We start from the raw sequence: 26,484 nt of genomic DNA, 5'->3' as shown, positions 1-26,484 counted from the left end.
AGCGCGGGTTGCCCACCCGGTGGTCGACACCGCGACGCCCGGCCATGAAATGCGGTGGTTGTGTGCCGCTGCCCGGCCTAGGGTGCGGGCATGTCCTATGTGCTCCACGGTGTTGTCGGTGATTTCGACCATCTCCGCTCTTTGTCGGGCGATGTGCCGCGGGCGGTGGTGGCGCCTCTCCGGCAACGCCTGGGGCTGCTACCGGTGACTGACGAGATTTTCAACGAGCTGACCGACGCGCGACGGGAGAGCGGGCCGTTCATGCTCATGTCCCCGGGGTTCACCGAAAGGCTCAGGGGCTGGTCACACGGCGGCCGTATCGCTTATGTGGAAGCGGATTTCTGGGGCGGTAACGGCAGCCAGGCCGCTGCCCTGTGGGAGAACGGCCGGCAGAGCTGGGGCCCCGGGTACGCGTCGGTCCGGGTCGGACCGCCACATGAGGACTGGCCGATCAACGCCGTGCTCGCCCGCCTCGGAGCGATCGGAGCAGGTGCGCTGGACCTGTTCGACACGGTCGGCTTTGGGTGGGAACGCGACATGGAAGGGTGGTGCCGGGCGGGCCTGGACGCCCTGGAGGCCGCCGACTACGACGTGTGGGAGGCCGCGTGCCGTGCCAAGGAAGAGGCCGACGCCCACACCGCCGCCGAACGGGACAGGTACACCAGGCGTGACGACGCCCCCGTCGTCCTCGACGGCAGAACGGTGATGCGGGCGCTCGGCATCCCGCCTTCCCCGATGGTGGGGGCCGCGATCCGGCATCTCCAGGAGGTCCACCTGGAACGTGGTTCCCTCACCCGCGACGAGGCCACCGCCGAGCTGCACCGCTGGGCCCAGAGCTTCCGAAGCACTCGATGAGTCGCGAACCGCCGGGGTATGACACGCGGTGAACGTGGTGGCACCGACGTTCGAGACGGAATCACCCGATTGGGGTCGCGCGTCCACGCTGGAGGACCGGGAGGTGGACGGGTAAGGAGACATCGTGATCAGTGGCCATGACGTGATCCCCAGCCACAACATCTTGTTCATCACGCTCGATTCGCTTCGCTTCGACACGGCGCGTTCCGTTCTTCATGCCGGTCGGAGCCCGAACCTGGCGCGGATCCTGCCGGGCGGTAACTGGGAAGAGCGCCGGACCCTCGGGACCTACACCTTCCCGGCGCACATGTCGTTCTTCGCGGGCTGGCTCCCCACTCCCGCACGCCCCGGCCGGCCTCCGCGGCTTCTGGCCTGCCGCTCCCCGAACGGCGCCACCATCGGTGAACGCACCTACGTCTTCGACGCACCCGACATCGTCTCCGGCCTGGCCGGCCTCGGTTATCGCACCGTGTGCATCGGAGGCGTGGAGTTCTTCTCCCATCTCACACCACTGGGAAGTGTGCTTCCCGCGCTCTTCCAGGAGAGTCACTGGCATCGCCGGATGAGCGCCGATGAGCCGGACTCCACCCGCCACCAGGTGGATGTCGCCCTGCGGATCCTGGACGGCCACCCCAAGGACCGGCGCCTGTTGCTGTTCCTCAACGTCTCCGCCACGCACATGCCCACGCACTTCTACCTGCCGGGGCAGTCACAGGACTCGTGGGAAAGCCAGTGCGCCGCGCTGGCCTACGCCGACACCGAACTCGGGCGCCTGTTCGACGCGCTGCCGTCCCTCGGCCCCTGGCTCGGTCTCATCTGCGCCGATCATGGGGAGGCCTACGGCGAGGACGGCTGGACCGGCCACTCGATCTCCCACCCGACCGTGTGGGCCGTGCCGTACGCCGAGACCGTCATCCCCGCCACGACACGCTGACGGAGCCGTCGCACGACGCCGCGGCCGGGAGATCCTTGCCGAACCGTCCGGCCGGACGTGAGCCGTCGTGGGGTCGCCCGCCGATGAGCACCACGACGGGCGAAACGGACGGCACGCCACATGGGTGGGCGCCCGGCTCCTGCCCCATCCGCTGGACGGCGGGCGGAGGGCGGGTGGCGAACCAGCGGCGGGTGTGTCAGCCGCCGATCGCGACGCGGAGGATGCGGTCGTCTCCCGGGCCGGGGGTGCCGCGGCCGTCGGTGTTGTTGGTCAGCACCCACAGCGACCCGTCGGGGGCGACGACGGCGTCACGGAGGCGTCCGTACCGGCCGGCGAGGTGCTGGGTGGAGGTGGAGAGCCGGTCGAGCGGGATCTGCCGGAGGAGCCTGCCGCGCAGGTTGGCCAGGTAGATCGTCCCGTTCGTGATGGCCATGCCGCTGGGGCTCGCCTCGGCCGGTGGCCACTGCTGGACCGGGTCGGTGAAGCCGTCCCGGCCGGCGATGCCTTCGACTTCGGGCCAGCCGTAGTTGCCGCCTGGCCGGATGACGTTGAGCTCGTCCCAGGTGTCCTGTCCGAACTCGCTGGCGTACAGGGTGCCGCCGCTGTCCCAGGCGATGCCCTGGGGGTTGCGGTGGCCGAAGCTGTAGACCAGGGAGCCCGCGAACGGGTTGTCCGGGGGAACCTTCCCCTCCGGCGTCATCCGCAGGATCTTGCCCGCGAGCGTGTTCTTGTCCTGGGCTGCGGGGCGGTCGCCGGCGTCCCCGACGGTGGCGTACAGCATCCCGTCGGGTCCGAACGCGATCCGGCCGCCGTTGTGATAGCTCGCCGACGGCAACCCGTCGAGCACGGTGGAGGAGCGTCCGAGGCCGAGCCTGCCGGGGGTGCCGGTGAGCTCGAACCGCTCGATCCGGTTCCCGTCGTTCGCGGTGTAGTAGGCGTACAGGAAACCGTTGCGGACAGCGATGCCGAGGAGACCGCCTTCGCCCATCGGGGTGACCGCCTCGATGACGCCGACCTGACGGACGGCTCCCCGCTCGCCGATCTCGACGACGCGGGCGGTGTCCCGCTCGCTGACCAGGGCCGTCCGGCCGTGGAAGGCGATGGACCAGGGGGCGTCCAGGCCGTCGGCGATCGTGGTGACCGGGGCGAGCGGGGTGGCGGACGCGGCCCGCGCGGAGGAGAGGGCGGCGCGTGCGGCACCCTGGTCCGGCGCGCACGCGGTCAGCGTGGCCGACGCGATCAAAGCGAGTGCGGGAGCGGCCAGCCGTAGGAGCAACGTTCTCGTGGTCATGAGCATGTCCGTCGAATCTGCGTCGGGAGCCGGGTGGGACGACGGGGAGGCGGGACTCACGTGGCCGGATGGTCAGCCGGCCAGGGCCACGGTGACGTCGCCGCCTTCGGGCTTGGTCAGTCGGCCGAGTGTGGCCCGGTAGGTGCCGGAGCGGCCGACGCCGCCCCGGGGCACGAAGTAGATGAGGTCACCATATTCGGGATCCGATCCGAGAGAGCCGGTGGTTTCGAGCTTACGCCGCAGGTAGCCGGTCTTCTCTTGGCCCTACCGCGGGGTCGAGAAGCTCGACGGGCCGGTCCCGACGGGCCACGAGTACGTCCGGGCCTCAGCGGTGACCCGATGAAGGACTTCCTGTACGGCGACGCCCGCGTAGCAGTCGGTCACCGAGCAGGACCGCGCAGGACCCGACGGTCAGCAGCCCGCCGGCGAGGAAGGTGCCCCGTACCTCGGCGAGCGGCAGGACCAGTGCCCCTATCGCGGCTCCCGCCGCGATGCCGGCGTTGTAGGCACCGGAGTTCGCCGCGAGAGCGATGTCCGTACGGCCCGGCGCGCAGTACAGCATCGCGTTCTGCGTGGTCATGAAAACCGGCCCGAGCGCACCGCCCATCAGCACCAGGAACACCACCGCCGCCACCTGATGGGCACCGAAGACGTACAGGCCGAGCATGCCCACCGCCTGCGTGGCCACGGCGGCGGCCAGCGCGGACTGCGGAAAACGGTCCAGAAACGTCCCGGTGATGCTCACCCCGGCCAGACACGCGACACCGAAACCCACGAACAGGACGCTGACCGTGCTCGGGGAGAACCCGCTCACGTCTCCCAGGAAGGTCACGATGTAGGTGTATCCCGTGAACGCGCCGGTGGCGGACAGGGCCCCGGCCGTCAGCACCGTCCCGAACCGCCGTGCGTCGGGACCGGTGCCGTAGGCGGCGGGTTCCTCTTCCGGGCGCGAGGTCGGTAGCAGCACGGCGATCGTGACCAGGGAGACAAGCCCCAGGGCCGCCAGCAGGGCGATGGGCACCTGCCAACCGCTCTGCTGGCCCAGACGGGTCCCAGCGGGAACACCGAGCACGAGGGCGAGCGAACCGGCGACGGACAGTGCCCCGATCACACGCCCCCGGACCTCGGGCGCGAACAGGCCAACCGCGACCGGCCCCATCACGGCCCAGAACAGCGCCTGGGCGAGCGCGGTCAGCAGCCGTGCCACGAGGAGCTGCCAATAGGAGGTGGCCAGCGCCGCGACGAGGCTGGACACCACGAGCGCGGCCAGCAACCCCGTGAGCACGTGGCGTCGGGGCACTGCCCGCACGACGTGGGCGATCGGCACCGACGCGATGGCCACCATCGCGCCGTAACCGGTGACCAGGAGGCCGACCGCGGACAGGGACACCCGTAGATCGTCGGAGATGAGCTCCAGGAGACCGACCGGCAGGTTCTCCGCGGTGTTGAAAGTGAGGGCGGCCAGCATCAGAGCCCCGAGCACCGCAAGCCTGTGCCATGAAGCCGGTTGTCGCGTGGCGGTCCCGCCTTTTCCCGCTCTCGCCCATCGTGCCTGCTCAGTGACACCGTCCATGCGGCTACCCCACCAAGCCCATCGGTCCCGCCGCAACCGGGATTCATCCGCGGAAAGCGCTGCCGCGCCGTCGGACGCAACACCAGCGCGTGCCCGGCGAGTAACCGGCCGGGATCTTCGGGAAGGAGGATGACGGGCCTCCTGCTGGGCATGCCCATTCGAAGGGTTCGGTACCGGGAGGACGGAAGGACACATGCGAAACGGCTCTGGCAGGGGAAACGGCGGTCGCGGCCGGTGGATCGTCGTCGAGAAGGCCGCGACGCACAACCTGCGTGAGGTGTGCGTGGAGATCCCCAAGGAGGCGCTGACGGTCTTCACGGGCGTGTCGGGCTCCGGAAAGTCGTCGCTGGCCCTGGACACGGTCGCGGCCGAGGCGCAGCGGCTGGTCAACGACTCCTACCCGTCTTTCGTGCGCAACCGGCTGCCGCACACCGCCCAGCCGGACGTGCAGCGGATCGATGGCCTGACCTTCACCGTCCTGATCGACCAGCGCCGCTTCACCGGGAACGCGCGTTCCACGGTGGCGACTGCGACCGACATCGCCCCGCTGCTGCGGTTGATCTTCTCGCGGGTCGGCGAGCCGTCTGCGGGATACTCGCCCGCCTACTCCTTCAACGACCCGAGCGGGATGTGCCCGGACTGCGAGGGGCTCGGCGTGGTCCAGGACGTCGACCTCGACGCGCTGCTCGACCTGGACAGCTCCATCGACCAGGGGCCGGTACGGTTCCCCGCCTTCCGGCCGGGCACCTACCGGTGGAAGCGTTTCGCCTACAGCGGCCTCTTCGACAGGTCCAAGCCGCTGCGGGACTACACGGAACAGGAGATGCGGGACTTCCTGTTCGCCGACCAGATGAAGCTGCCCGCCCCTGATCCGCGTTTCCCCAAGACGGCGAGGTTCGACGGCGTCGTGACGCGGATGCGCGACGTCTACATCCGCAACCCGCCCCGGTCGAAGTCGAAGGAGACCGAGGAGGCGATGCACCAGGTGATCACCACCCGGACGTGTCCCCTGTGCGGGGGCGCGCGCCTGAACCAGGCCGCCCTGGCGAGCCTGGTCGACGGGCGTTCCATCGCGGACTGGACGGCACTGCCGGTGGACCGGCTCCACGACCTCCTCGCCGACCTGAGCGACCATCGGGTCGCCCCCGCCCTGTCGGAGGCCCGCAGGCGGTTGGAGGCGCTGCGGTCGGTCGGGCTCGGTTACCTCACCCTGGACAGGGTCTCCTCGACGCTGTCGGGCGGGGAGGCGCAGCGGGTCAAGATCATCCGTTATCTCGGCAGTCCGCTGAGCTCGGTGACCTACGTCTTCGACGAGCCGAGCAGTGGTCTGCACCCGCACGACGTCCGGCGGCTGACCGAGCTTCTTCTCCGGCTTCGTGACGCCGCGAACACGGTACTGGTGGTCGAACACCATCCGCAGGTCATCGCGCTCGCCGACCACGTCGTCGACCTCGGGCCGGGAGCAGGGCGCCAGGGCGGCCGGATCCTGTTCGAGGGGACGGCCACCGATCTGCTGCGCGCCGACACGCCGACCGCGCGGGCCCTGCGCGAACCGCTGACGCCGCGCGCCACGACCCGTCCCGCCCACGGTCACGTCATGATCCGGGACGCGCGCGCCCACAACCTCCAGGGCTTCGACGTCGGTATTCCGCTACGGCTGCTCACCACCGTCACCGGCGTGGCCGGATCGGGAAAGAGTTCCCTGGTCACGGGTGAACTGCCCAGACAGCACCAGGACTTCGTCGTGGTCGGGCAGGAGCCTCTGCAGGGTGGCGGGCGGTCAACGCCGCTGAGCCAGCTCGGCCTGGCCGAACGGGTCCGCAGGATCTTCGCCGCCGAGTCCGGGCTCGCTCCCGCGTGGTACAGCTTCAACTCCAAGGGCGCCTGCCCGGTGTGCCGGGGCCGTGGGTTCATCACCACCGAGCTGGCCTTCCTCGACGACGTCTTCACCCCCTGCGACGTCTGTGAGGGGTCGCGGTTCAATCCCCGTGCCCTGGCCACACGTGTCAACGGGGCGACCATCGCCGACGTCCTCGCCTCGCCTCCCGCCACGCTCATCGAGCTGTTCGCCGGACACGCCGACATCGTCGCCAGGCTCGGGTGGATGGACCGTGTCGGCCTGGGCTACCTCACCGTCGGGCAGCCCATGGACACCATGTCCGGCGGGGAGAAACAGCGGCTGCTGCTCGCCAAGCACCTTGGAGACGTCGGCCGGGGACGCGGCCAGCGCATCGTCCTGGACGAGCCGACGACCGGGCTGCACGGCACCGATGTGGACCGGCTGCTCGTCCTCTTCGACGAACTGGTCGACGACGGCGCCACACTCGTCGTCGTCGAGCACGACCTGCGGGTCGTCGCCCACGCGGACCACGTCATCGACATCGGTCCTGGTGCCGGTGACGCGGGTGGTCGTGTGGTCTTCCAGGGGACTCCGGCCGATCTGGCGGCCGATCCCGACTCGTTCACCGGCCAGGCCCTCGCGCAGGCGTTCCGCCCTCCGGCTTCCCTCGGGCGGCGGGTGGCCGCCACGCGGTGATCCGCCGGACGTACCGGTGAAGCGCTTCGCCGTACGGTTCCAGGAGACAGAGGGAGGCGGCCCCGGTTCCGTGGACGGGACCGGGGCCGCCTCCCTCTGGTCGACGGATCGTCATGCCGCAGGCCCTGCCGGTGACCGGCGGGAACGAGGAGCGGACCGCTTTCCCCAGGACCGCCGGCTCCTGCCCGGGAGAGGCCCCGGGGGTCACATCGGCGGCTGGGCGAGTTTGGCGGCCACGGCGTCGAGAACCCAGTCAAGGCCGGTGGAGAAGGACGTCTCGGCGTCCACCTCCGTGCCGTCGTACACGATCTTGGTCAGCATCGGGAAGCGGCCCGTGTCCAGCATCCTGCGCACATGCGGGCCGTAGGCGCGCTGCCAGTCCTGGTCGGACAGGCCCGTGGCGCGTTCGGCCCGCAGGTTCGCGATCTCGCGTCTGATCGCACCGGTGACGTAGGCGTTGACGGTCTCCGCGGCGCGCATGACGGTGCCGAGGTCGGCGAGGCCGTCGAGAGCGGACAGGGCGGCCTCACCCACGGCGAAGCCGTTCGGGCCCAGGGTCGGACGGCCGCCGAGCAGGTCGGCCAGCCACTCGTGACGGAGGGCGGCCCGCCTGGTGCGGTGGGCGTGGCCGCGCAGCGCCTCCCGCCAGTCACCGGGCCGCCCGTCGGGGAGGATCTCGGCGTAGACCTCGTCCACCATGAGGTCGAACAACTCCTCCTTGGTGGAGATGTAGCCGTACAGCCGCATCGGGCCGACGTCCAGCCGGGCGGCGACCTTGCGCAGCGACATCGCCTCCAGCCCGCCCTCGTCGGCCAGCGCGATGGCGGCGGCGACGATCCGCGCCCGGTCGAGCGGCACAGGACGAGCCGACGGCTCCGGACGATCCCACACAGTCATGGCTACATCGTACTGTCGCGATACGACGTAAGAATGAAATACAGTGTATCGACATGAGACGTCGTATCGCCGTTGTCGGGGCCGGGCCCGCCGGGCTCACCTTCGCCCGCGTCCTGTACCGCCACGGTCACCCCGTCACCGTCCTCGAACGCGATCCCTCCCCCGGCGCCCGTCCTCCGGGCGGCACACTGGACCTGCACAAGGGGCTGGGCCAGCTCGCCCTGAGCAAGGCGGGGCTGCTGGCGGAGTTCCAGGCGCTGTCCCGTCCCGAGGGGCAGGCCATGCGCATCCTGGACACGGACGGGACCGTCCTGCGCGACTGGCGGCCCGGCCCGGACGACCGGGCCAATCCCGAGATCGACCGCGGGCAGCTCCGTGACCTGCTGCTCGGCCCCCTCGACGTTCGGTGGGGGCGAGGCGTGACAGAGGTGGTGCCGGGGACCCCGGGCGGGACGCTGGTCCGTTTCGCGGACGGGCGGAAGGAGACGTTCGACCTCGTGGTCGGCGCGGACGGCGCCTGGTCCCGGGTCCGCCCCGCGGTCTCCCCCGCCACGCCGCACTACACCGGCGTCACCGCGATCGAGACCTCCCTGGACGACGTCGACACCCGCCACCCCGACCTCGCCCGGCTGGTCGGAGACGGTTCCGTGGCCGTGTACGGCGTGAACCGCTCCCTCGTCGCCCAGCGCAACAGCGGCGGCCACGTCAAGGTCTACGTCCAGACCCGCGCACCGCTGGACTGGCACACGAACCTGGATCCGGCCGACGTCGAAGCGGTGCGATCAACCCTGCTGGCCCTGTTCGACGGCTGGACCGCCCCCGTTCTCGACCTCCTCCGCCACGGCACCGCCTTCATCCCCCGCCCCCTCCACGTCCTGCCCGTGTCCCACACCTGGGACCACGTCCCCGGGGTGACGCTTCTGGGCGATGCCGCCCACCTGATGCCCCCCTTGGGGGCGGGTGCGAACCTCGCGATGCTGGAAGGCGCCGAGCTCGCCGAGTCCGTGGCCGCCTCCGGAGATCTGGACGAGGTCGTCCGTGCCTTCGAGGAGCAGATGTGGGAGCGGGCCGGCAGGTGGGCGAAGATCACGACGGCCGGCCTGGAACGTCTCGTGAGCCAGGACCCCACCCAGGCACTTGCCCTCTTCGACGAGGTCCAGCCGTCTTGAAGCCTCCGCCGCGGGCCGGAACAGGCCCGTTGGCAAGGTCTGCTCCGCCAGCCGCCGGCCGGCTAGCTGAGCAGACCCCGCCGGTAGCCCTCACCGACGGCGGCGGCGCGGTCGCGGACGCCGAGTTTGTCGTAGATGTGCAGCAGATGCGTCTTGATGCTGGCTTCGCTGATGAAAAGCCTGGCGGCCGCCTGGCGGTTGGAGGCGCCGTCGGCGACAAGGGCGAGGACCTGGAGTTCGCGGTCGGTGAGAGCGGCCTTGACCGGTTTGCGCACCTGGCCCATCAGGCGTCCGGTGACGGAGGGAGACAGGACCGGCTCACCGGCGGCCGCGGCGCGGACGGCGCGCAGGAGTTCGTCGGTGGGGGCGTCCTTGAGGAGGTAGCCGGTGGCGCCGGCTGCGATGGCGGGCAGGACGTCGGAGTCGGCGTCGAAGGTGGTCAGGACGAGGGTCTTGATGTGGGGATGGGAGCGGCGCAGGGCGGCGATGGCGGTGACGCCGTCCATTTCGGGCATGCGCAGGTCCATGAGGACGATGTCGACCTCAAGTGCGGCGGCACGCTCCACACCTTCGCGGCCATTTGCGGCTTCACCGGCGACGTGGATGTCGGGCTCGGCTTCGAAGGCGGCCCGCAGGCCGTCACGGACGATGGGGTGGTCGTCGACGATGAGGAGGCGGATCACCGGGGGGTTCCTTGGAGTGCGGGGACGGTGGCGCTGACGGCGGTGCCCTCGCCGGGCGTGCTCTCGATTTCGAGGGAGCCGCCGACGCCGCGCAGACGTTGCCGCATGCTGCTGAGGCCGAATCCTCTGCCGCCGGAGTCGCGGATGCCGGTGCCGTCATCGCGGATGTCGAGCAGGACGACGGCGCCGGCGTAGGAGAGGGTCAGGCCGGCGCGGGTGGCGCCCGCGTGCTTGGCGACGTTGGCGAGGGCCTCCTGGGCGACGCGGAAGAGGGTGACCTCGATGGCGGGGCTGAGCGGGATACGGTCGCCTGTGACCTCGACGTGCAGGTCGACGCCGGTGGACCGCGCCCAGTTACGCGCCAGGGTGGCCATCGCCTCGGGCAGGTGGGCGTCGTCGAGTTGGTGGGGCTGGAGGGCGGCGACGGAACGGCGGGCCTCGGTGAGGCTTTCGCGGGCCAGGTCGAGGGCGAGCGCCACGTGGGTTTCCGCGTCCTCGACGCGCTGGGCGGCGCGCAGCTGGGTGATGATGCCGGTCAGGCCCTGGGCGAGGGTGTCGTGGATCTCGCGGGCCATGCGCTGGCGTTCGTCGAGGATGCCCGCCTCATGGGCCTGGGCGAGGAGTTGGGCGTGCAGGTCGGCGTTCTCCTCCAGGGCGGTCTGCAGGTCGCTGACCGCCTTCCGGTATGCGCGCTGGCGGTCCTCGATCTTGATTCCGGCGATGGAGCCGCCGCCGATGGCGACGGTCTGCACGACGATGATCGCCAGGTAGAAGGCGACGAGCTGGATGGTGGCCTGCGACCAGTCGAGCGTCGAGCCGTACAGGACGAAGGAGGTGGCCGCGACGGCGGCGAAGGTCCACTTGGAGGGGGCGAGGTGGGCGGCCAGGAAGAAGCCGGATGTGCAGTAGATGATGAAGATGGGGTCGTGGAAGGCCAGCAGTGCCGCGGTGGCCAGGACACCGAGGAAGTGCGCGGTGACCGCCACCCGTCGCCCGCGCACGGCGGCGGGCAGGAGGGTGCGGGAGCCGAGGATCCAGGCCAGGGCCAGGGCGGTGAGCGCGAGGGTGCGCAGGACGCCGCCCGGGGGCTGCGCGGGGGAGGCCAGGCTGATGACCAGGGAGGTGGCGAGGGTGAGGTAAGGGACGATCTCGACGATGCGCTCGAAGCGCCGTTCCCAGACGGAAGGAGGGAAGGGATCGTTCATCCGGGGCCTACCCTCCCCTTCCGCCTGGTAGTCGACGTGGACGAGCTTAGACGCATCGGGATGAGGATGGCGTAACCGTACATCAGCAGCCCAATCGCGATCATGAAGATGATGGTCGGCCACTGCCAGATCGGCGGGAGGTACAGGGCCAGGAACCAGACGCGCTCCTCGACACCCAGGATCTTCATGACCAGGGGGGCCAGGCCCTGGGGGAACAGGGGAAGCCAGGCGATGAGGTAGCTGATCGTGACGCCGATGCGGTGGTGGATGGGAAGGTCGGCGGTGGTGGGCTTGGCGGGTTCGGGGGGCGGGCCGTACTTCATGAGGTTGAGCAGTTCGATCCCGTGGCTCTCCAGTCTGCGGTAGGCGATCCTGCCCAGACCCCAGGCGCTGAGGACTCCTGTCAGCACGCCGGTGGCGACGCCGGCCCAGGGGTTGAGGAGGATGACACCGGCCGTGGGCAGGGCGGTGGCGGGGACCGCGAGGAGCACGAGCCAGGCGAGGCTGGTCTCGGCGGTCTCGTCGGCGCCGGTGCTGAGCGGGTTGCCGCCGCGCTTGTGCGGGTCGGTGCCGGGGACGAGCGAGGTGACGGCGAGCAGGACGATGACCCCGGCGCCGCCGCCGAGCAGGGCGGGCAGCAGTCCCAGGATCCACGGCCAGGCCCAGGTCAGGCCGCTGACGAGGGTGCCTGCCAGGGAGAGAACGAGCGCGGCCGGGCCGACGATGACCAACCAGGCCAGCTGGCGGCCGCGGACGTCGGCGCGTTCGGCTCCGGGGGTCATGAGGGTGAGCCACAGGGCGGTGCCGTCGGAGCCGTACAGGTTGGCCGAGGTGGCGGCCCCCATCACGATCGCGACGAGACCCGTGAACGGGACCATGACCCAGGCGCCGATGGTCACGAGCAGCAGGGGCGTGACGACGGAGTAGGACAGGGCGGTGGCCAGGAGCTGGATGCGGACCAGGTCACGCCACCAGGCGCGCAGCTCCTTCGCGGCCGCGATCCGGGCGCCGGTTGCCATGGGAAGCGGACGCGGGGTGCCCCGGCGGGGTGGCACTCCGCCCCGCGCGGCCGAGACGACGCGGCGCGCGAGCAGGCCGGACCAGGCGGTCAGGAGGAGGGCGATCACGGCGGCGTCGGTCGCGAGGATGGCCAGGGCGAGAGGCCAGGGGGCCTCGACGGCGGCCACGCCCCATCCCGACGGCAGGGCGCGGACGAAGAGCCGCGACCACGCGGCGGTGTCGGCGCCGCCCAGCGCCGCCACCAGGGCCCAGCCGTTGCTGCACAGGGCGACGGCGGTTCCGGTCACCACACCGACGGCTGCCGCGGTGACGCGGGATCTGACGAACAGGCCGATCAGGGCCACGATCACACGGGAGATCATCACCATCGTGACGAGCGTGACGACCGCCGCCGCGAGGCCGATGAGCACACCTGCCGGGCCGAAGCGCCAGCCGTACACCGGCAGCGACATCAGGGCGACGAGGTTGACCGCCGGTGCGGGGCCGGCGAAGGCTCCGGCGAGCAGCGCCGTCGCGATCCGGTCCGGCGGGGCCGGGAGCATGGAGAAGTACTCGGGGCGCAGGGCCTCACTGCCACCCCCGATGAAGATGGGGCCGAAGATCCAGCCGGACAGCCAGACCGCCAGCACGACCGGCAGATGGACGGGCCACAGGACGGCGACGGCGATCGTCCCGAAGGCCAGGATCAGCCCGAGCGAGACGCCGGTGTAGAGGTTGGAGGCGTTGTCGCCGCGGAGGGAGTTGCGCATGATCGCCAGCCGCATGCGGATCATGTGCCGTGCCGACGCGGCCGGGCCGGGGGTCAGGAGGTGAGCCACGTCAGCCCCTCCGTCCCTCCGGTGCGGGCGCCTACGAGGTCGACGAAGGCGTCCTCCAGGGTTCCGGCGCCGCGGACGTCGGCCAGCGGCCCGGCGGCCACGACGCGGCCGCCGGAGATGACTCCCACGTGGTCGCAGAGCTGCTCGACGAGGGCCATGACGTGGCTGGAGATGATCACCGAGCCGCCGCTGTCCGCGAACCTGCGCAGGATGGCCCTGATCGTGGCCGCGGAGACGGGGTCGACGGCCTCGAAGGGCTCGTCCAGGACGAGCAGGCGGGGCGCGTGCAGGAGGGCGACGGCCAGGCCGATCTTCTTGCGCATGCCGGTGGAGTACTCGATGACCAGGGTCCGCTCGGCGGAGTCGAGTTCGAGGACCTGGAGGAGTTCGTCGGTGCGCTCGGTGACGACGGCGGGCGGCAGGCCGCGCAGCAGGCCGAGGTAGGTGAGGACTTCGCGGCCGGTGAGCCGTTCCGGCATGGCGTTGCCGTCGGGCAGCACGCCGATCAGTCCCTTGGCCCGGACGGTGTCACGCCAGACGTCGACGCCGAAGATCTCGGCGCTGCCGGAGTCGGGGCGGAGCAGGCCGACGGCCATGGCCAGGGTGGTGGTCTTGCCCGCTCCGTTGGGGCCGACCAGGCCGTAGAAGGATCCGGCGGGGACGGTGAGGTGGATGTCGTCGACGGCCAGGTGGCCACCGAAGGCTTTGCGGAGTCCGGTGGTGCGGAGGGCGGCGTCCCGGTTCGTTGGCATGCCTTGAGAATCGCGCGGGGGCGGGAGCGGCGGATCGTCCGTACGGGGAGCGGGGTGGTGGATCACGGCATCAACCGATCGGTTGATACGGGCGGCCGGGGCCGTCGAACGATTCGGATTTGACCCTGACGCTGCGTCAGGCTCCACGATGAACGCATGGCCGACTACTACGACGCATTCGAGATCAGCCCTGTCCCTCCGCCCGGGCCCGACGCGACGCCACCTGAGATCTACCGGGGCATCTACGGCATGCCGATGTTCGTCACCGTGCCGACGTCGGATCTGGCCGCGTCCGTGGACTTCTGGACCCGCGGGCTCGGCTTCATCGACCTGTTCACGATTCCCGGCCAGGTCACGCACCTTCGGCGGTGGGCGTTCCAGGATGTCCTGCTTGTCCCGACCGGCGCCCCGCAGACCCCTTCGACGGTGAGCGTCAGCTTCTCCTGTGTGCTGAGCCAGCTCGACGGGATCGCGCAGGCGTGCACCACGCTGGTGCCCGGATGCACGACCGGACCACGACAGACACCGTGGAACACCGTGGATCTGGAGGTCGTCACGCCGGAGAACACCCGGGTGATCCTGACCGCGGCCCGTCTCCTCGAACTCGACAGCGACGAGGCGCGCAACCTTGAGGCGATGGGCATCCCCCTCCCGAAGGAGGGAAATCGCGCAAGTCAGACGCGCATGACAGACTCGTCGGTGTGACCGACAGAGCGATGGGCGATGCCGCGGAGTCCGGCGGGCTGACCGTCGGGGCCGCGGCATCGCACGCGGGAGTCACCGTCCGCACCCTCCATCACTGGGACGCGATCGGGCTGGTCCGCCCGTCCGGACGGACCACAGGCGGTTACCGGCTCTACTCGGCGGCCGACGTCGCACGTGTGCACCGGGTGCTCATCTACCGTGAGCTCGGCCTGCCCCTCGACGACATCGGTGAGCTTCTCGACGCTCCGGCGGTCGACATGACCGTGCCGCTGAGACAACAGCGCGCCCAGCTCCTCGATCGCATCTCCCGTCTGCAGTCGATGGTCGACGCGGTCGATCGCATGATCGAAGCCGCGAACGCCGGCATCCTGCTCTCCGCGGAGGAACAGGTCGCGATCTTCGGGCAGCGCTGGGATCCGGCGTGGGCCGAGGGCGCGCGTGACCGGTGGGGCGAAACACCTCAATGGGCGCAGTACGCCGAGCGCGCCGCGGGCATGACCCCCGAGGACTGGCGGCGGATCGCCGACAGCGTCGCGACGCTCGAAAACGACCTGGCGGCGGCCAAGCGCACCGGAGTCAGACCCGGCAGCGCCGAAGCCAACGCCCTGGCCGAACGGCACAGGGCGTCCATCGGCGCGTACTTCGACTGCACCCTTCCGATGCACGTCTGCCTGGGCAGGAGCCACGCCGCCGACCCTGGCTTCAGGGCCTACTACGACGCGATCGAGCCGGGCCTGACCTTCTGGCTCCGTGACATCATCGACGCCAACGCCCGCGATCGAGGCATCGACCCGGATTCGGCGACCTGGACCTGACGGACGTCATGCCTGCGGCGTGCCCGCCGGGCGTTCGGCGGGCGCCGTCGCGGCGGCGCCGTGCCGGTGCCGCGGGCCGAGAAGACGCAGCATGTCCAGCGCCTCGGAGCCGCCGGGCGTCGGGGTGAACACCCGCAGCCGCTGGTCCGCCGCGGGCGTCGCCAGCACCTCGCAGTCGAGCTCGATCACGCCGAGTTCGGGATGCATGATCCGGTACGGGTGCGACCTGCGCACCGCGACCTCGTGCCGGTCCCAGAGGGCCGTGAACTCGGTGCTGGCCGTACGGAGCCGTGTGACGAGTTCGCGGGACGCCACGTCGTCCCCGCGGCGGGTCACCGTGGCGCGCAGGTCGGCGACCAGTTGCCTGGCCTGCTCCTCGTGCTCCTCGGGTGCGAAGTAACCGCGCACGTCCGGCTCGGTGAACCAGCGCAGCACGATGTTGCGGTTCTCCGGGGCCACCGTGCACACGCATCCGAACAACGCCTGCGCCATGTCGTTCTGCGCCAGCAGGTCACCCAGGTCGCTCAGGACCTGGACCGGAACGCTGTCCAGCCGGTCGAGCAGGTACAGCAGGCTTGGCCGCAGGTACTCCCCCGCCCGTGCCCCCTCCGGCGGCCGGTGCCCGGCGAGCAGGTACAGATGGTCCCGCTCGTCGATGGTCAGCCGCAGCGCGCGCGTCAGCGCGGCCAGCATCTGGACCGAGGGCTGCGTGCTCCTGGCCTGCTCAAGCCGCATGTAGTAGTCGGCCGACATCCCGGCGAGCGCCGCGACCTCCTCACGGCGCAACCCCGGCGTGCGCCGCCTCGGCCCCTCGACCAGCCCGACCTCCCCCGGGGTCAGCCGTCCCCGGGACCGGCGCAGGAAATCGGCGAGATCGTCGCGATGCATCCCCATGCCGGTAGTGATACCACCGTTCCGCCGAGGGCGGTCACACCGCCGGGAGCCCGACCGCGTTTGAGGCGTCGGCCTCGAAGTACTCGGTGGTGGCGAAGGGGCCGACGTGCTCTTCGAGGAAGCTCCTGACACCGTCGACCGAGTCGTGGACGATGACGTTCACCGCCCTGTCGCCGTCGGCGCTCGCCACCGCCAGCGTCCATCCCGCCCCCCTGGGCAGCAGGCCGTACGCCTTCTTCAGGGAGTTCCAGAAGCCCTCGCTGTCGGAGATCGTGGAAACGGTCATGACGTGCACTGTGGCACTCTCCTTGTTCGTTCTCGGATGCACCCGGCAGTTGATGTGGAGGTACCGCGCGGCCCCGTCTTCGAAGTCGTAGATCGCGACGGTCTGCGGGTCCTCCAGCGGATCGCCGGAAGGCATCAGGAAATGTGTCTCGCTGATCGGGAGAAGCTCGTATTCCAGCCGTTCCGGCCTGTTGAGGAGTTTCGCCTCCATGGGGTTCAGGGTGAGCCCGAGGTGGAGTCTCCCGTCTTCGGCCACCACCTCGTAGCGGGTGCCGGGCCGCCCGTAGGAGCCTTCGTACCTGGACAGGTCGAGGGCCGGGACCGGGGCGGGCTTCGGCAGGTCGGGGATCGTGACCGTGCCGAGGTCGGCGAGGATCTCGTTGAACACCCTCCGGTAGAAGCTGTCGCGCGGCCCGGCGTTCGTCAGCATCGTGATGGCGATGTTCGACTCCGGCAGGATCCGCAGGCGGGCGCTCTGGCTGACCGCGCTGCCGTCGTGGGCGTAGACGGTCTGGCCGTGCCAGTCGCACACGATGAGACCGAGCGCCCATTCCGGCCCGAACATGTACGGGTCGGGTACGGCGACCCGGGATTCCGTCATCTCGCGGATGATCTCGGGCGAGACGATCCTGGTCCCGTCCGGTGCCTTTCCCTCGTTGAGGAAGACGGAGGCCATCATGAGCGTTTCCCTGGCCGTCGTGCTGATGTTGCCTCCGGGGCCGAAGGAGCGCGGCAGGTGGCCCAGCGGTGAGAGGACGGGGCCCTCGTCGAGGGACCGGATCAGATATCCGGTCGCGGCCCGGTTCCGGTCGACGTGCTCATGCCTGCTGCTCGTCGAGGTCAGCCCCAGGGGACCGAACAGGCGGTCCCTCATGATGTCGTCCCACCGCCTGCCGTCGACCACCTCCATGATGCGGGCGAGGATCGCGTAGCCGAGGGCCGCGCTGTAGCCGTGGGTGTGACCCAGGGGGTGGACCTGTGACGCGCCGGCGATGTTCTCCACCATGCGCTCGTACACGTCGTCCCCCTCCCCCGGATCTCCGTAGCTCTCCTCGATGCCGTTGGTGTGGTTGAGGAGGTGACGGGGGGTGACCCTGGCACCGACCTCGGGGTCGGCGACCCGGAAATCCGGGAGGTAGGTCCGCACCGGCTCGTCCAGGGAGACCCTTCCCTCGTCGACGAACCGCATGAAGGCGAGGGCGGTCCATGTCTTGGACACCGAGCCGCACCGGTAGACGGTGTCGGTCGTCGCGGGCTCTCCCGTGGAGACGTCCCTGACGCCGACCGCGAAGTCGGTGATCTCCCCGTCGCTGAGGACGCCGATCACGGCGCTCGGGATCCGGTACTCCGCGAGCAGTCCGGCGACGTGAGCCCGTATCCGGGGCACGTCCAACGCTCTCGTCACAAGGGGCTCCAATCTTTTCCAGATGCGGAAAGGCTACGTTGCGTTTCAAAACTCGTCAACGAATAAACCCTAACGATGCGCGCCTTCGCTGGGATTTCGTGAAAATCGTTGCAATGACATTGTTGATAAATGCAATCCATGCCGATCGTTCGTTGCAATGTATTGTTGGTGAACGCACCCGTGAACCCGAACCGACAGGGGCGAGCCGATGCCCGGAGACAGGCTGACCCACGAGGACCGCCGGCGGATCGCGACCTGGCTGGCCGAGGGGCTGGGATACGCCGAGATCGCCAGACGGCTGGGCAGGCCCACCTCCACGATCAGCCGCGAGGTGGCACGCAACAGCGCGCCCGGTGGCTATCTGGCCGACCGTGCGCAGCAGGCCACCGGACAGCGGGCCCGCCGTCGCAGACCGGTCCAGGCCGCGTGTCCACCGGCCGGCGAGCGGTCGGCCGAGTCCGTGCACGGTTTCGTGGAGCGGCTCGCGGCCCCTCTGGTCGGGGTCGGCCTTCCCCGGATGGCCGCCCGCGTGTTCGCCTGCCTGCTCACCTCCGGCTCAGGAGACCTGACGTCCGCCGAACTCGTGCGCGGGCTGCGGGTCAGCCCCGCCTCGGTGTCCAAGGCCGTCGGTTACCTTGAGGCGATCGAGCTGGTCGGGCGCACCCGGGACTCGGGGCGCCGTGAACGGTACGTCGTCGACGACGACGTCTGGCTCCGGGCGTTCAGGGCCGACACCGGGGCGCACGCCGAGGTCGCGACGGAGGCTCGGCGCGGGATCGAGATCTTCGGCGCCGACACGCCCACCGGCGCCCGGCTGGGCCGGATGGCTCAGTTCTTCACCTGGATCAGCGAGCAGATGAACGGCAGCGATCTCACCGACGCCGTCGTCCGTGACGTGCTGACGGTGGTCTCCGCGCTGGTGTACGCCGCCCGGCCGCTCACCGTGGACGAACTCGCCGCAGCACTGGGCTGGCCCGTACGGCGGGCGGCCGGCGCCCTGGACGCGATCGGCCGCCGTCCGGTCCTCGCCGACCCGTTCGTCGTGGAACGGGCCGGAAGCGGCGCGTTCGCCGCCGCCCCCAGGCCGGACCGCCTGAGCCCGGCGCAACGCGACGCCCTGCTCGAAGGCGTGGCGGCACCTCGGAAAACGCCTCGGTAGGCTCGGGGGAATCCTGGTTCGGACACGGTGGTACGGAGGCCTTGAATGATGCGATCGGAGCGGGGTCCGAGGCGGCTGTACGGCATCATGCTCGCGCTGGCCGCGGTGGTCGCGCTCCTGGACCAGCTCACCAAGTTCTGGGCGGTCTCCACACTGTCCGAGACCGAGCGTGTCCCCGTGTTCCCCCCGCTGATCCACTTCCGGCTGCTGTACAACCCCGGCGCCGCCTTCTCCCTGGGAGAGAACGCCACGTGGGTGTTCGCCCTGGTCGCGGCGGCCGCGGTGGGCGGCATCCTCTACACCGCCCGCCGCGTGGCCTCCCCAGGCTGGGCGCTCGTGCTGGGCGCGCTGCTCGGTGGCGCGGTGTCCCACCTGGGCGACCGGCTCCTCCGTGAGCCCGGCTTCGCCCGCGGGCACGTCGTGGACTTCATCGACTACGGCCCGTTCGTGGGCAACGTCGCCGACATCGCGCTCACCTGCGGAGGCGCCGCGCTGGTACTGCTCAGCCTTCGCGGCGTTCCCTTCGCCAAGGAGACGGGCGAAGAGCCCGCCTGACCCGCACCCGTGCCGCCGCGTCCCACCGTGGGCGGCGCGCCGGTTCACGGGACCGGGCTACGGCCCCGGCGGCGTCGTGGAGCGGATTCCGTCGAGGGCGAGCAGGAGCAGGCGGTCGGTCGCGGCGGCCGCGTCGGCGTGCCGCTCGGTCGCCGCCGAGATGGCGTTGACGAGGGTGAGCAGGTCGTCGATGGACACCTCAGGGCGTACGGCCCCCGCCAGCCGGGCCCGGGTCAGCAACTCCTCACCGGCGCCGCTGATCTTCCTGTGGCAGGTCACGTTCCGTTCCCGGTGTTCGAGCTCGTGGGCGCTCAGCAGCAGTGACGGGGCGAGCCCGCGCACGTTGGCGGCGTAGGTGCCGATGGCCCTGAGCCAGGTGACGAGCGCGGCCCCGGGGTCCGGCTCCGCGGCCAGCTCGCGAGCCTGGGAGCACAGCGTCTCGACGCGGTCGAGGAACACCGTCTCCAGCAGCGCCAGGCGGGAGGGGAAGTGCCGGTGCAGCGTCGCTGAACCGACCCCGGCCTGCCTGGCGATCTCCTCCAGCGAGGCGTCGACGCCGTCCCTGGCTATGGCGATCTGGGCCGCGGCCAGGATCCGGTCGCGGTTGCGCCGCGCGTCCGCGCGCTTCGGCCGTTCTTCCCTGGTCTCCCGCACCGTGTCTCCTGCCGCTTGCCAAGTGGGGTGGTCCCCCATATCTTACCCTGAGAAGTGAAAACGGGGTGTCACCCCACTTATTGGTGGAGGCCTGTCATGCCTGATCCAGTGCTCGTCACCGGTGCGACCGGCAAGCAGGGCGGCGCGGTCGCGCGAGCCCTCCTCGCCGCGGGAACACCCGTGCGGGTCCTTCTCAGAGATCCGGAGTCCGAGCCGGCCAGGGCCGTCCTGGCGCTCGGCGCCGAACCGGTGCTCGGAGACCTCGACGATCCCGCGTCCCTGACGGCCGCGGTGACCGGTGTCCGCGGAGTGTTCTCGGTGCAGCTCCCGGACCTCACCAACCTCATGTCCGACGGCGAGGCCGTCCGCGGCCGCAACCTGGTCGAGGCCGCCAGAGCGGCCGGTGTGGCGCAGTTCGTGCACACCTCGGTCTCCGGAGCCGGAGACGAGGTCCGGGCCGTGCCCGGCTGGACGCCCGACGAGTGGAGCCGCCACTACTGGGCGAGCAAGGCCCACGTGGACGACCTCGTACGCACCGCGGGATTCCCCCGCTGGACGATCCTGAAGCCCGCGACCTTCATGGAGAACCTGCTCGGCCGGTCCTACATGTTCGGCGACTGGGCGGAACAGGGATTCGTGACGGCGTTCGCGAAGGACACGAGACTGTCACTGGTGGCGGTTCCGGACATCGGCGCGGCGGCCGCCGCCGCCTTCGCCGACCCGGCGAGGTTCACCGGCGCCGACGTCGAGCTCGCCGGCGACCTCCTGACGATGACCGAGATCGCCGAGGTCCTGTCCGGGGTGCTGGGCCGTACGGTCGAGGCTCCCGTCCTGTCCGCCGAACAGGCCGTCGCGCGGGGGCTTCCGCCCATGATGGTCAACATGCAGCAACAGATGAACGTCCTCGGCCAGGCGGCCCACCCGGAGCACGCGCACGCGTTCGGGCTGACCATGACCGGCTTCGCCGCCTGGGCCCGCGACGCCTTCGGTGGGGCACATTCGTCCTGACCCGGGGGTGATGAGGGTCTCGTCGGCACCTGAGGGCCCGCTGTATCGTCGTGATCGGGTTACACGTCTGGAGGTGATCGCGGTGCATCCGTTCTTGTGACGGCCCCATCCCGGGGCGTCGCGGAGCCGAAAGGTGACCGTATGAGCAAGACTGACAAGACCCGGCCCTGGTGGGTGCGGATGGCCGAGACACCGATGGTGACCTGCCTGCCCGTGCACGACCACCGGTTCGGGCCGTGCACGCTGCCGGATGAGATCACCGCCGACGGCGTCTCCCAGAGCGTCCGCACGACCGGCTGTTACTGGGGTGCCCCCGCCGGTCTCTGGTTCGGCCACACCGGCAGAGGCGGATACCGGGAGTGGCACTACTTCCTGCGCCAGGAGCGCCGGCGTGACCGCCGCCGGGCACGCCGCGAACTGCGCGCCTATCTCGACGACTGAAGGCCCTCCCGGCGCGGCGGAGCGGGATGCCTTTCCCCCGGAACCCCCAGGAGGCTGGGTATGAGCACGGGCGCTCCCGAAGGACGCGCCGGCTGATGAGCCGGCCGGTGTGGTTGCTCGACGTCGACGGTGTGATCAACGTCGCCCGGCCCGGTTGGGGAGGTATCCCGCGCAGAGGGGTCGCCCACTCCGGTGGCTACGCCTATCGCATGCGCTGGGCGCCCGCTCTGATCGACCGTGTCCGCGCGTTGCACCGGACGGGCACGGTCGAGATCCGCTGGTGCAGCACCTGGTGCGCCGACGCCGATGAGGTGGAACGGTTGTTCGCCCTGCCCCGGTTGCCCCGTGCCTGGTCGGAGCACCTTTCCAGCACCGCCGCGGCGGAGGCCAAACTCGCCGCGGCACGCCAGGTCCTGGCGCGAGGGTGGCGGCTCGTCTGGACCGACGACGTCGAGGTGCCCACCGGCGGTCCGGTGCATGACGAGTTGACCAAAGACGGCCGGGCCCTGTTGATCGCACCGTCGCCCCGCGAGGGTCTGCGGCCCGACCACATGGACGCGATCGAGGACTTCGTCGCAACTCGGGGTACCGGCTCCGGAGGCGGGCGGCCCGGACCAGGGGGTGTCTGATAATTCGGCGTTTCGGAGCCAGAGCATGAGCGAGGCGATGGTCACGCCTGCCGGATAGCGGCTGACCGGCTTGTCGAAGCGGGTGGCGATCGCGCGCCATTGCTTGAGCTTGCCGATGCAGCGTTCGACCAGGTTGCGCTGCTTGTGGGCCAGGGCGTCGAAGGCGTGCGGGCGGCCTCCCAGGTTGCCCCGGCGCTTGCGGTTGGCGATCTGATCGCGGCGTTCGGGGATGACCGCTTTGATGCCGCGCCGGCGTAGGTCGAGCCGGATCTTGCGGGTGGAGTGAGCCCTTGTCGCCGATCATCGTGTCCGGCCGGGTGAGGGGGCGGCCGCCGGCCGGGCGGAGGAGTCGGTGACGTTACGAGTTGACTGTGTCGGTGAGAAGCGGCAACGGATGTTCACGAGTTTCAGCAACGCTCTGCGATCTTCGCGACGGCCGAATGTCGATGAGAACCGAGAACGCCTGACGCTGCGAGCTGACGTGTGTCCAGGCCGCTGCCCCCGCACCGGCTGTTGTCAGAACTCATCGACAAGAACATGTCGCCGGGGCGGGCGTTGTCGATTCTCATCGACAAACGTCGCAGCCTCTCACCGACAAAACCAACGAGTGCTTGCGGCTACTACCGCTCAGTACTCCCGAATCGAGATCAACGAACAGGACTTATGACCACATGTCGGTACGCTGACCTGCCGGTTCGGCACTTAGCGCTAATACTGACGAGTAGAGTCCCCGGCTTCCCAAGCAGTTCCTAGTCGGTTCCCACCTCGGCCAGAAGCTTCGCCGTGCCCTCGGGCGCCTCCACTGGGAAGTGGTGGCTGCCCAGTTCGATGAGAACGATGTCGAGCCGGTCCCCGTAGCGGTCGATCGCTTCCTGCGTCACCAGGTCACGAATCGCGAACACGGTGATCGGCTGCTTCGTCTCGCGCAGTGCCGCGTCCATGTCCCAGCGCATGAGCCCTTCGATGGAACGCAGCCCCGCGGGCTGCCGTACGGCGACCATCTTCTCGAAATACGTTTCCTTGAGAGCCGGATCGGTCCCCGCCGGCGAGCCTCCCTCGACGAGGCCCCGCACCCCGGCGGCGAAGTCCTCCTGGAACAGGCGCAGCATCGCTTCGACCTGCTCGTCGCTCATCGCCGGGAACAGGGACAGGTAGTGCAGCGCGTCGAGTGCCACCACTCGCGAGACCGTATCGGGAAGCAGCTTGCCAACCTCGACAGCGACGGCCCCACCGAGGGAGTGCCCGGCCACGACCGCCTTGTTCACCGATTCGGCCTCCAGTACGGCCGCCACGTCGCGGGCGAACTCCTCCATCGTCCACAGCGCCCGCATCGAGCGCGACTCGCCGTGCTCGGCAAGGTCGATCGCGAGGACACGGTGGTTCTTGGGCAGATGGTTGGTCACCTTCGGCGTGCAGGTGCGCGGGCATCGCGACCCGGGGTCGCAGGGAGGCGACGGCTCCCGGCCGGCGCGGCGACGTCTCCGGGACGAAGGCGACGCCCACCGCCGCCAGCAGCATCCCGCCGAGCAGCAGCACATAGATCAGCCGGGTCGGGGAGGGGCCGAACTCCACCAGCGCGCCACTGCCGAGAGCACCGGCGGCGAGCCCGGTCAGGGGAGCCACCGAGGTGACGACGCCCGCCCGCCCCCGAGACGGCTCTAGATCGACCAGCGTGGCGCTCAGCGTTGTCGTCGCCGCCCCGGTCGCGATGCCCTGCAACACCCGAGCGGCTGGCAGGACGAGTACGTTCCCTGCGACCAGGAACAGGACGAGTGCGATCACCTCCAGTGCGATCGCCGCGGCGAGCACCGGCCGGCGGCCGAGATGGTCCGACAGCGCTCCGACGACGAGCAACGAGCCGAGCAGGCCGAACACGTACAGGGCGAAGACGACCGTCAGCACCCACGCCGTGAACTGCCACTGCTGCTGGTAAATGACATAGATCGGGGACGGGGCGCTGGACGCGGCCAGAAAGAGGACGAGGACGGCGGCCACGGAGGGGAAGGCCCCCCTCTACTACCGCGCCGTCTTCACCGACCAGGCCCCTACTCCCGAATGGGCACGCACCCTGGTGTCACACCTGCTGCCGGACTGACCACACCCACACCGTCACCCCCGACCGGGCGAACATGTGCGGCAGGTCGTAGGCGCACACCGGCCTCCGGGAGGATCGGACGACCGGATTTTGGCGCTACGCACGACGAGCACATCCGGTACAGGCGGCAACGCGCCGGACGACGCAGAACCAGTTCTCAGCGTCTGCGTCGCCGGGCCGCGGGGTCGTGCTCGGCAGTGATGTGGGCGGAGGTCTCCACGCCCAGCTCCAGATCCGACTTGGCCGGCGTCGCCTCGATCGTGCCCGCGGCCGGCCCCACTCCGGTGACCGACGCCCTTCACCTCGCACGACGCCTCCTGGGAGGCGAGGCCGCACCGCCTCCGTGAGCGACGAACCGCGGACCGGCACCGGAACGTGAGCGCGTGTCGCCGTCCGGCCCGGGTGGCCTCGACCGGCTGATGGTCTACCCGATCAAGAACGAGACGTACGTCCCGGCCCCGGCCGGTGACGCCCGCTCTCATTAAATTGAACGTTTGTACTAGTTGTACTACTGTTCAATTTTATGAGAGCGAAGGGGGCGTGATGGCGGGGCAACGGTTCACGCGGGCAGGGGCGCGCCAGTGGGCGGGCCTGGGCCTGCTGGCCATGCCGACGGTGCTGCTGGGGCTGGACGTGACCGTGCTGTACCTGGTGGCGTCGAGCATGGCGGCCGATCTGTCCCCGTCGGCCACCCAGCTGCTATGGATCATGGACGCCTACGGGTTCCTCGTCGCAGGGTTCCTCGTCACCATGGGCACGCTGGGCGACCGGATCGGGCGACGCCGGTTGCTGAAGATCGGGATGATCGCCTTCGCGGCGGCCTCGGTGTTCGCCGCGTTCGCCCCCACGGCCGAACTGCTGATCCTCGCGCGCGCCCTGCTGGGGGTGGCCGGGGCGACGCTCATGCCCTCCACGCTGTCGCTGATCTCGAACATGTTCCCCGACCCGCGTCAGCGCGCGGTCGCGATCGGGGTCTGGGCCACGATGTTCGCGCTCGGGATGGCCGCCGGGCCGATCGTGGGCGGAGCGCTGGTGGACTCCTTCTGGTGGGGAGCGCCGTTCCTGACGGCGGTGCCCGTCGCCCTCGTCGTCCTGGCCGGAGCACGCGCACTGCTCCCCGAGTACGCGGCCCCGGCCACCGGCCGGCCGGACCTGATCAGCGTGGGCCTGTCCCTGGCGGCGATCCTTCCGGTCGTCTACTCCGTCAAGCGCATCGCCTCCGACGGCCCCGGCGGCCCGGCCCTCGTCTGTGCCGTGGCGGGCGTTCTGGCCGGAGTCGTGTTCGTACGTCGCCAACGCCGCCTCACCGACCCCCTGCTGGACGTGACACTGTTCGGCAACCGGGCCTTCACCGCGGCCTTGAGCGTGCTGCTCATCGGCCTGGCCGGAGTCGGGGGCTCGATGTACCTGGTCACGCAGTACCTCCAGCTCGTCGTGGGGCTCACGCCCTTCGACGCGGGGCTCTGGATGGGTCCACCGGCGCTGGCGATGTTCGCCGCCGCCATCGGTGCTCCCCTGGTCGCCCGGCGCTTGCGTCCCGGCTCGGTCATGGGCGCCGCCCTCGGGGTGTCCCTCGCCGGGTACGCGCTGCTCGCCACCGCGGGGCTCGACGACGAGATCCCTGTGACGGCCGGCTTCGCGTTCGTCTATCTCGGGCTGGGCGCCCTCGCCGCCCTGGGCACCGACATCGTGGTGGGCGCGGTGCCGGCGACGCGATCCGGGTCGGCGGCGTCGATGTCCGAGACGGTCCAGGAACTCGGCATCGCCGTCGGCGTCGCACTGCTCGGCAGCCTCACCACCGCCGTCTACCGTACTCAGGTGACGGTGCCCGAAGGTCTGGCGTCGGAGACCTCCGGTCCCCTCACCGACAGTCTGAACGCGACCGTGGCGATCACCGAGAACCTTCCGCCCGGGACCGTCGAGGCGGCCCGGCAGGCCTTCACCAGCGGACTCAACATCGCTTCCCTGGTCGCGGGGGTCGTCATCGCCGCCGCCACGGTGCTGTGCCTCAAGATGCTGCGTCACGTGCCCGCGCTCGGGGAGGCGCGGAGCCGCGACACGGACGGTTGAACGACGGTCCCACTACCCTGGGGTCGTGCCGAGGAG

The 26,484-nt window shown here is 70.3% G+C and carries 24 protein-coding genes and 3 pseudogenes; 12 read left to right on the top strand and 15 right to left on the bottom strand.

Annotated features, from left to right (window positions below; all coding sequences use genetic code 11):
- The first annotated feature begins 204 nt into the window (after positions 1-204).
- Positions 205-855, top strand: a complete 651-nt coding sequence (locus tag ABZ470_RS21035) for a hypothetical protein (RefSeq protein WP_362913087.1) — start codon at positions 205-207, stop codon at positions 853-855.
- A gap of 124 nt (positions 856-979) precedes the next feature.
- On the top strand, positions 980-1,789 hold the full coding sequence (locus ABZ470_RS21030) for an STM4013/SEN3800 family hydrolase (RefSeq protein ID WP_362913085.1): 810 nt from the start codon (positions 980-982) through the stop codon (positions 1,787-1,789).
- Positions 1,790-1,985: 196 nt separating this feature from the next.
- Here ABZ470_RS21030 and ABZ470_RS21025 read toward each other — a convergent pair whose 3' ends face one another.
- The 3 genes and pseudogenes from ABZ470_RS21025 to ABZ470_RS21015 all read right to left on the bottom strand — a co-directional run bounded on the left by ABZ470_RS21025 (position 1,986) and on the right by ABZ470_RS21015 (position 4,563).
- Positions 1,986-3,080 carry a PQQ-dependent sugar dehydrogenase gene (locus ABZ470_RS21025; RefSeq protein WP_352012299.1) on the bottom strand — a complete coding sequence of 365 codons (1,095 nt, stop codon included), beginning with the start codon at positions 3,078-3,080 and terminating at the stop codon, positions 1,986-1,988.
- 72 nt (positions 3,081-3,152) lie between these two features.
- A pseudogene (locus ABZ470_RS21020) lies at positions 3,153-3,332 on the bottom strand (hypothetical protein); the annotation flags it as partial.
- Between the two features lie 73 nt (positions 3,333-3,405).
- On the bottom strand, positions 3,406-4,563 hold the full coding sequence (locus ABZ470_RS21015) for an MFS transporter (RefSeq protein ID WP_362782732.1): 1,158 nt from the start codon (positions 4,561-4,563) through the stop codon (positions 3,406-3,408).
- Between the two features lie 283 nt (positions 4,564-4,846).
- Here ABZ470_RS21015 and ABZ470_RS21010 point away from each other — a divergent pair, with 283 nt between their 5' ends.
- Positions 4,847-7,189 carry an excinuclease ABC subunit UvrA gene (locus ABZ470_RS21010; RefSeq protein WP_362913083.1) on the top strand — a complete coding sequence of 781 codons (2,343 nt, stop codon included), beginning with the start codon at positions 4,847-4,849 and terminating at the stop codon, positions 7,187-7,189.
- A gap of 204 nt (positions 7,190-7,393) precedes the next feature.
- Here ABZ470_RS21010 and ABZ470_RS21005 read toward each other — a convergent pair whose 3' ends face one another.
- Positions 7,394-8,086, bottom strand: coding sequence for a TetR/AcrR family transcriptional regulator C-terminal domain-containing protein (locus ABZ470_RS21005; protein WP_362913081.1), 693 nt, complete (start codon positions 8,084-8,086; stop codon positions 7,394-7,396).
- 53 nt (positions 8,087-8,139) lie between these two features.
- Here ABZ470_RS21005 and ABZ470_RS21000 point away from each other — a divergent pair, with 53 nt between their 5' ends.
- On the top strand, positions 8,140-9,255 hold the full coding sequence (locus ABZ470_RS21000; RefSeq protein ID WP_362913079.1) for an NAD(P)/FAD-dependent oxidoreductase: 1,116 nt from the start codon (positions 8,140-8,142) through the stop codon (positions 9,253-9,255).
- Between the two features lie 62 nt (positions 9,256-9,317).
- On the opposite strand, the gene ABZ470_RS20995 is transcribed toward ABZ470_RS21000, so the two are convergent.
- The 4 genes from ABZ470_RS20995 to ABZ470_RS20980 are packed head-to-tail and all read right to left on the bottom strand — an operon-like array spanning position 9,318 to position 13,733.
- Positions 9,318-9,938, bottom strand: coding sequence for a response regulator transcription factor (locus tag ABZ470_RS20995; RefSeq protein ID WP_352012290.1), 621 nt, complete (start codon positions 9,936-9,938; stop codon positions 9,318-9,320).
- Positions 9,935-11,143 carry a sensor histidine kinase gene (locus tag ABZ470_RS20990; protein ID WP_362913077.1) on the bottom strand — a complete coding sequence of 403 codons (1,209 nt, stop codon included), beginning with the start codon at positions 11,141-11,143 and terminating at the stop codon, positions 9,935-9,937. Before ABZ470_RS20990 ends, ABZ470_RS20995 begins: the two co-directional genes overlap by 4 nt.
- Positions 11,140-12,981, bottom strand: coding sequence for a hypothetical protein (locus ABZ470_RS20985; protein ID WP_362913075.1), 1,842 nt, complete (start codon positions 12,979-12,981; stop codon positions 11,140-11,142). Before ABZ470_RS20985 ends, ABZ470_RS20990 begins: the two co-directional genes overlap by 4 nt.
- Positions 12,966-13,733, bottom strand: coding sequence for an ABC transporter ATP-binding protein (locus ABZ470_RS20980; protein ID WP_362913073.1), 768 nt, complete (start codon positions 13,731-13,733; stop codon positions 12,966-12,968). Before ABZ470_RS20980 ends, ABZ470_RS20985 begins: the two co-directional genes overlap by 16 nt.
- 156 nt (positions 13,734-13,889) lie before the next feature.
- Between ABZ470_RS20980 and ABZ470_RS20975 the strand changes: the two genes are divergently transcribed.
- Both ABZ470_RS20975 and ABZ470_RS20970 read left to right on the top strand, forming a co-directional pair.
- On the top strand, positions 13,890-14,438 hold the full coding sequence (locus tag ABZ470_RS20975; protein ID WP_362913071.1) for a VOC family protein: 549 nt from the start codon (positions 13,890-13,892) through the stop codon (positions 14,436-14,438).
- Positions 14,435-15,253 carry a MerR family transcriptional regulator gene (locus ABZ470_RS20970; protein ID WP_362913069.1) on the top strand — a complete coding sequence of 273 codons (819 nt, stop codon included), beginning with the start codon at positions 14,435-14,437 and terminating at the stop codon, positions 15,251-15,253. The genes ABZ470_RS20975 and ABZ470_RS20970 overlap by 4 nt, the downstream gene beginning before the upstream one ends.
- Before the next feature lie 6 nt (positions 15,254-15,259).
- Here ABZ470_RS20970 and ABZ470_RS20965 read toward each other — a convergent pair whose 3' ends face one another.
- A complete protein-coding gene (locus ABZ470_RS20965; protein ID WP_362913067.1) occupies positions 15,260-16,141 on the bottom strand; it encodes a helix-turn-helix transcriptional regulator in 882 nt (293 codons plus the stop codon).
- 40 nt (positions 16,142-16,181) lie between these two features.
- On the bottom strand, positions 16,182-17,837 hold the full coding sequence (locus ABZ470_RS20960) for a serine hydrolase (RefSeq protein ID WP_362913065.1): 1,656 nt from the start codon (positions 17,835-17,837) through the stop codon (positions 16,182-16,184).
- Between the two features lie 208 nt (positions 17,838-18,045).
- Here ABZ470_RS20960 and ABZ470_RS20955 point away from each other — a divergent pair, with 208 nt between their 5' ends.
- Positions 18,046-18,996: a helix-turn-helix domain-containing protein gene (locus tag ABZ470_RS20955; RefSeq protein WP_362913063.1), complete on the top strand. Its 951-nt coding sequence runs from the start codon at positions 18,046-18,048 to the stop codon at positions 18,994-18,996.
- A 45-nt stretch (positions 18,997-19,041) separates the two neighbouring features.
- Positions 19,042-19,551 carry a signal peptidase II gene (locus ABZ470_RS20950; RefSeq protein WP_362913061.1) on the top strand — a complete coding sequence of 170 codons (510 nt, stop codon included), beginning with the start codon at positions 19,042-19,044 and terminating at the stop codon, positions 19,549-19,551.
- Between the two features lie 57 nt (positions 19,552-19,608).
- On the opposite strand, the gene ABZ470_RS20945 is transcribed toward ABZ470_RS20950, so the two are convergent.
- The gene (locus tag ABZ470_RS20945; RefSeq protein ID WP_352012280.1) at positions 19,609-20,205 is read right to left on the bottom strand and encodes a TetR/AcrR family transcriptional regulator; all 597 of its coding nucleotides are present in this window, start codon (positions 20,203-20,205) and stop codon (positions 19,609-19,611) included.
- A 96-nt stretch (positions 20,206-20,301) separates the two neighbouring features.
- On the opposite strand from ABZ470_RS20945, the gene ABZ470_RS20940 reads away from it, so the two are divergent.
- The 3 genes from ABZ470_RS20940 to ABZ470_RS20930 all read left to right on the top strand — a co-directional run bounded on the left by ABZ470_RS20940 (position 20,302) and on the right by ABZ470_RS20930 (position 22,283).
- Entirely contained in the window at positions 20,302-21,213 is a 912-nt protein-coding gene (locus ABZ470_RS20940) for an NmrA/HSCARG family protein (RefSeq protein WP_362913059.1), read from the top strand.
- A 141-nt stretch (positions 21,214-21,354) separates the two neighbouring features.
- Entirely contained in the window at positions 21,355-21,654 is a 300-nt protein-coding gene (locus ABZ470_RS20935) for a hypothetical protein (RefSeq protein WP_352012278.1), read from the top strand.
- 95 nt (positions 21,655-21,749) lie between these two features.
- Positions 21,750-22,283, top strand: coding sequence for a hypothetical protein (locus ABZ470_RS20930; RefSeq protein WP_362913057.1), 534 nt, complete (start codon positions 21,750-21,752; stop codon positions 22,281-22,283).
- Between the two features lie 69 nt (positions 22,284-22,352).
- On the opposite strand, the pseudogene ABZ470_RS20925 reads toward ABZ470_RS20930, so the two are convergent.
- The 4 genes and pseudogenes from ABZ470_RS20925 to ABZ470_RS20910 all read right to left on the bottom strand — a co-directional run.
- Positions 22,353-22,541 (bottom strand): annotated as a pseudogene (locus ABZ470_RS20925) (IS5/IS1182 family transposase); the annotation flags it as partial.
- Positions 22,542-23,032: 491 nt separating this feature from the next.
- Positions 23,033-23,686: an alpha/beta hydrolase gene (locus ABZ470_RS20920; protein WP_362913055.1), complete on the bottom strand. Its 654-nt coding sequence runs from the start codon at positions 23,684-23,686 to the stop codon at positions 23,033-23,035.
- A 64-nt stretch (positions 23,687-23,750) separates the two neighbouring features.
- Positions 23,751-24,278, bottom strand: a pseudogene (locus ABZ470_RS20915) (MFS transporter); the annotation flags it as partial.
- 257 nt (positions 24,279-24,535) lie between these two features.
- Positions 24,536-24,658 (bottom strand): hypothetical protein, encoded by a 123-nt coding sequence (locus tag ABZ470_RS20910; RefSeq protein ID WP_362913053.1) that lies wholly within the window; start codon positions 24,656-24,658, stop codon positions 24,536-24,538.
- A gap of 263 nt (positions 24,659-24,921) precedes the next feature.
- Between ABZ470_RS20910 and ABZ470_RS20905 the strand changes: the two genes are divergently transcribed.
- Positions 24,922-26,448 (top strand): MFS transporter, encoded by a 1,527-nt coding sequence (locus ABZ470_RS20905; RefSeq protein ID WP_362913051.1) that lies wholly within the window; start codon positions 24,922-24,924, stop codon positions 26,446-26,448.
- Positions 26,449-26,484 lie beyond the last annotated feature (36 nt).

It is taken from the genome of Streptosporangium sp. NPDC020072 (genome assembly GCF_040631445.1).
Taxonomy (GTDB): Bacteria; Actinomycetota; Actinomycetes; order Streptosporangiales; family Streptosporangiaceae; genus Streptosporangium.
This window is presented reverse-complemented; position numbering and strand designations above follow the sequence as displayed.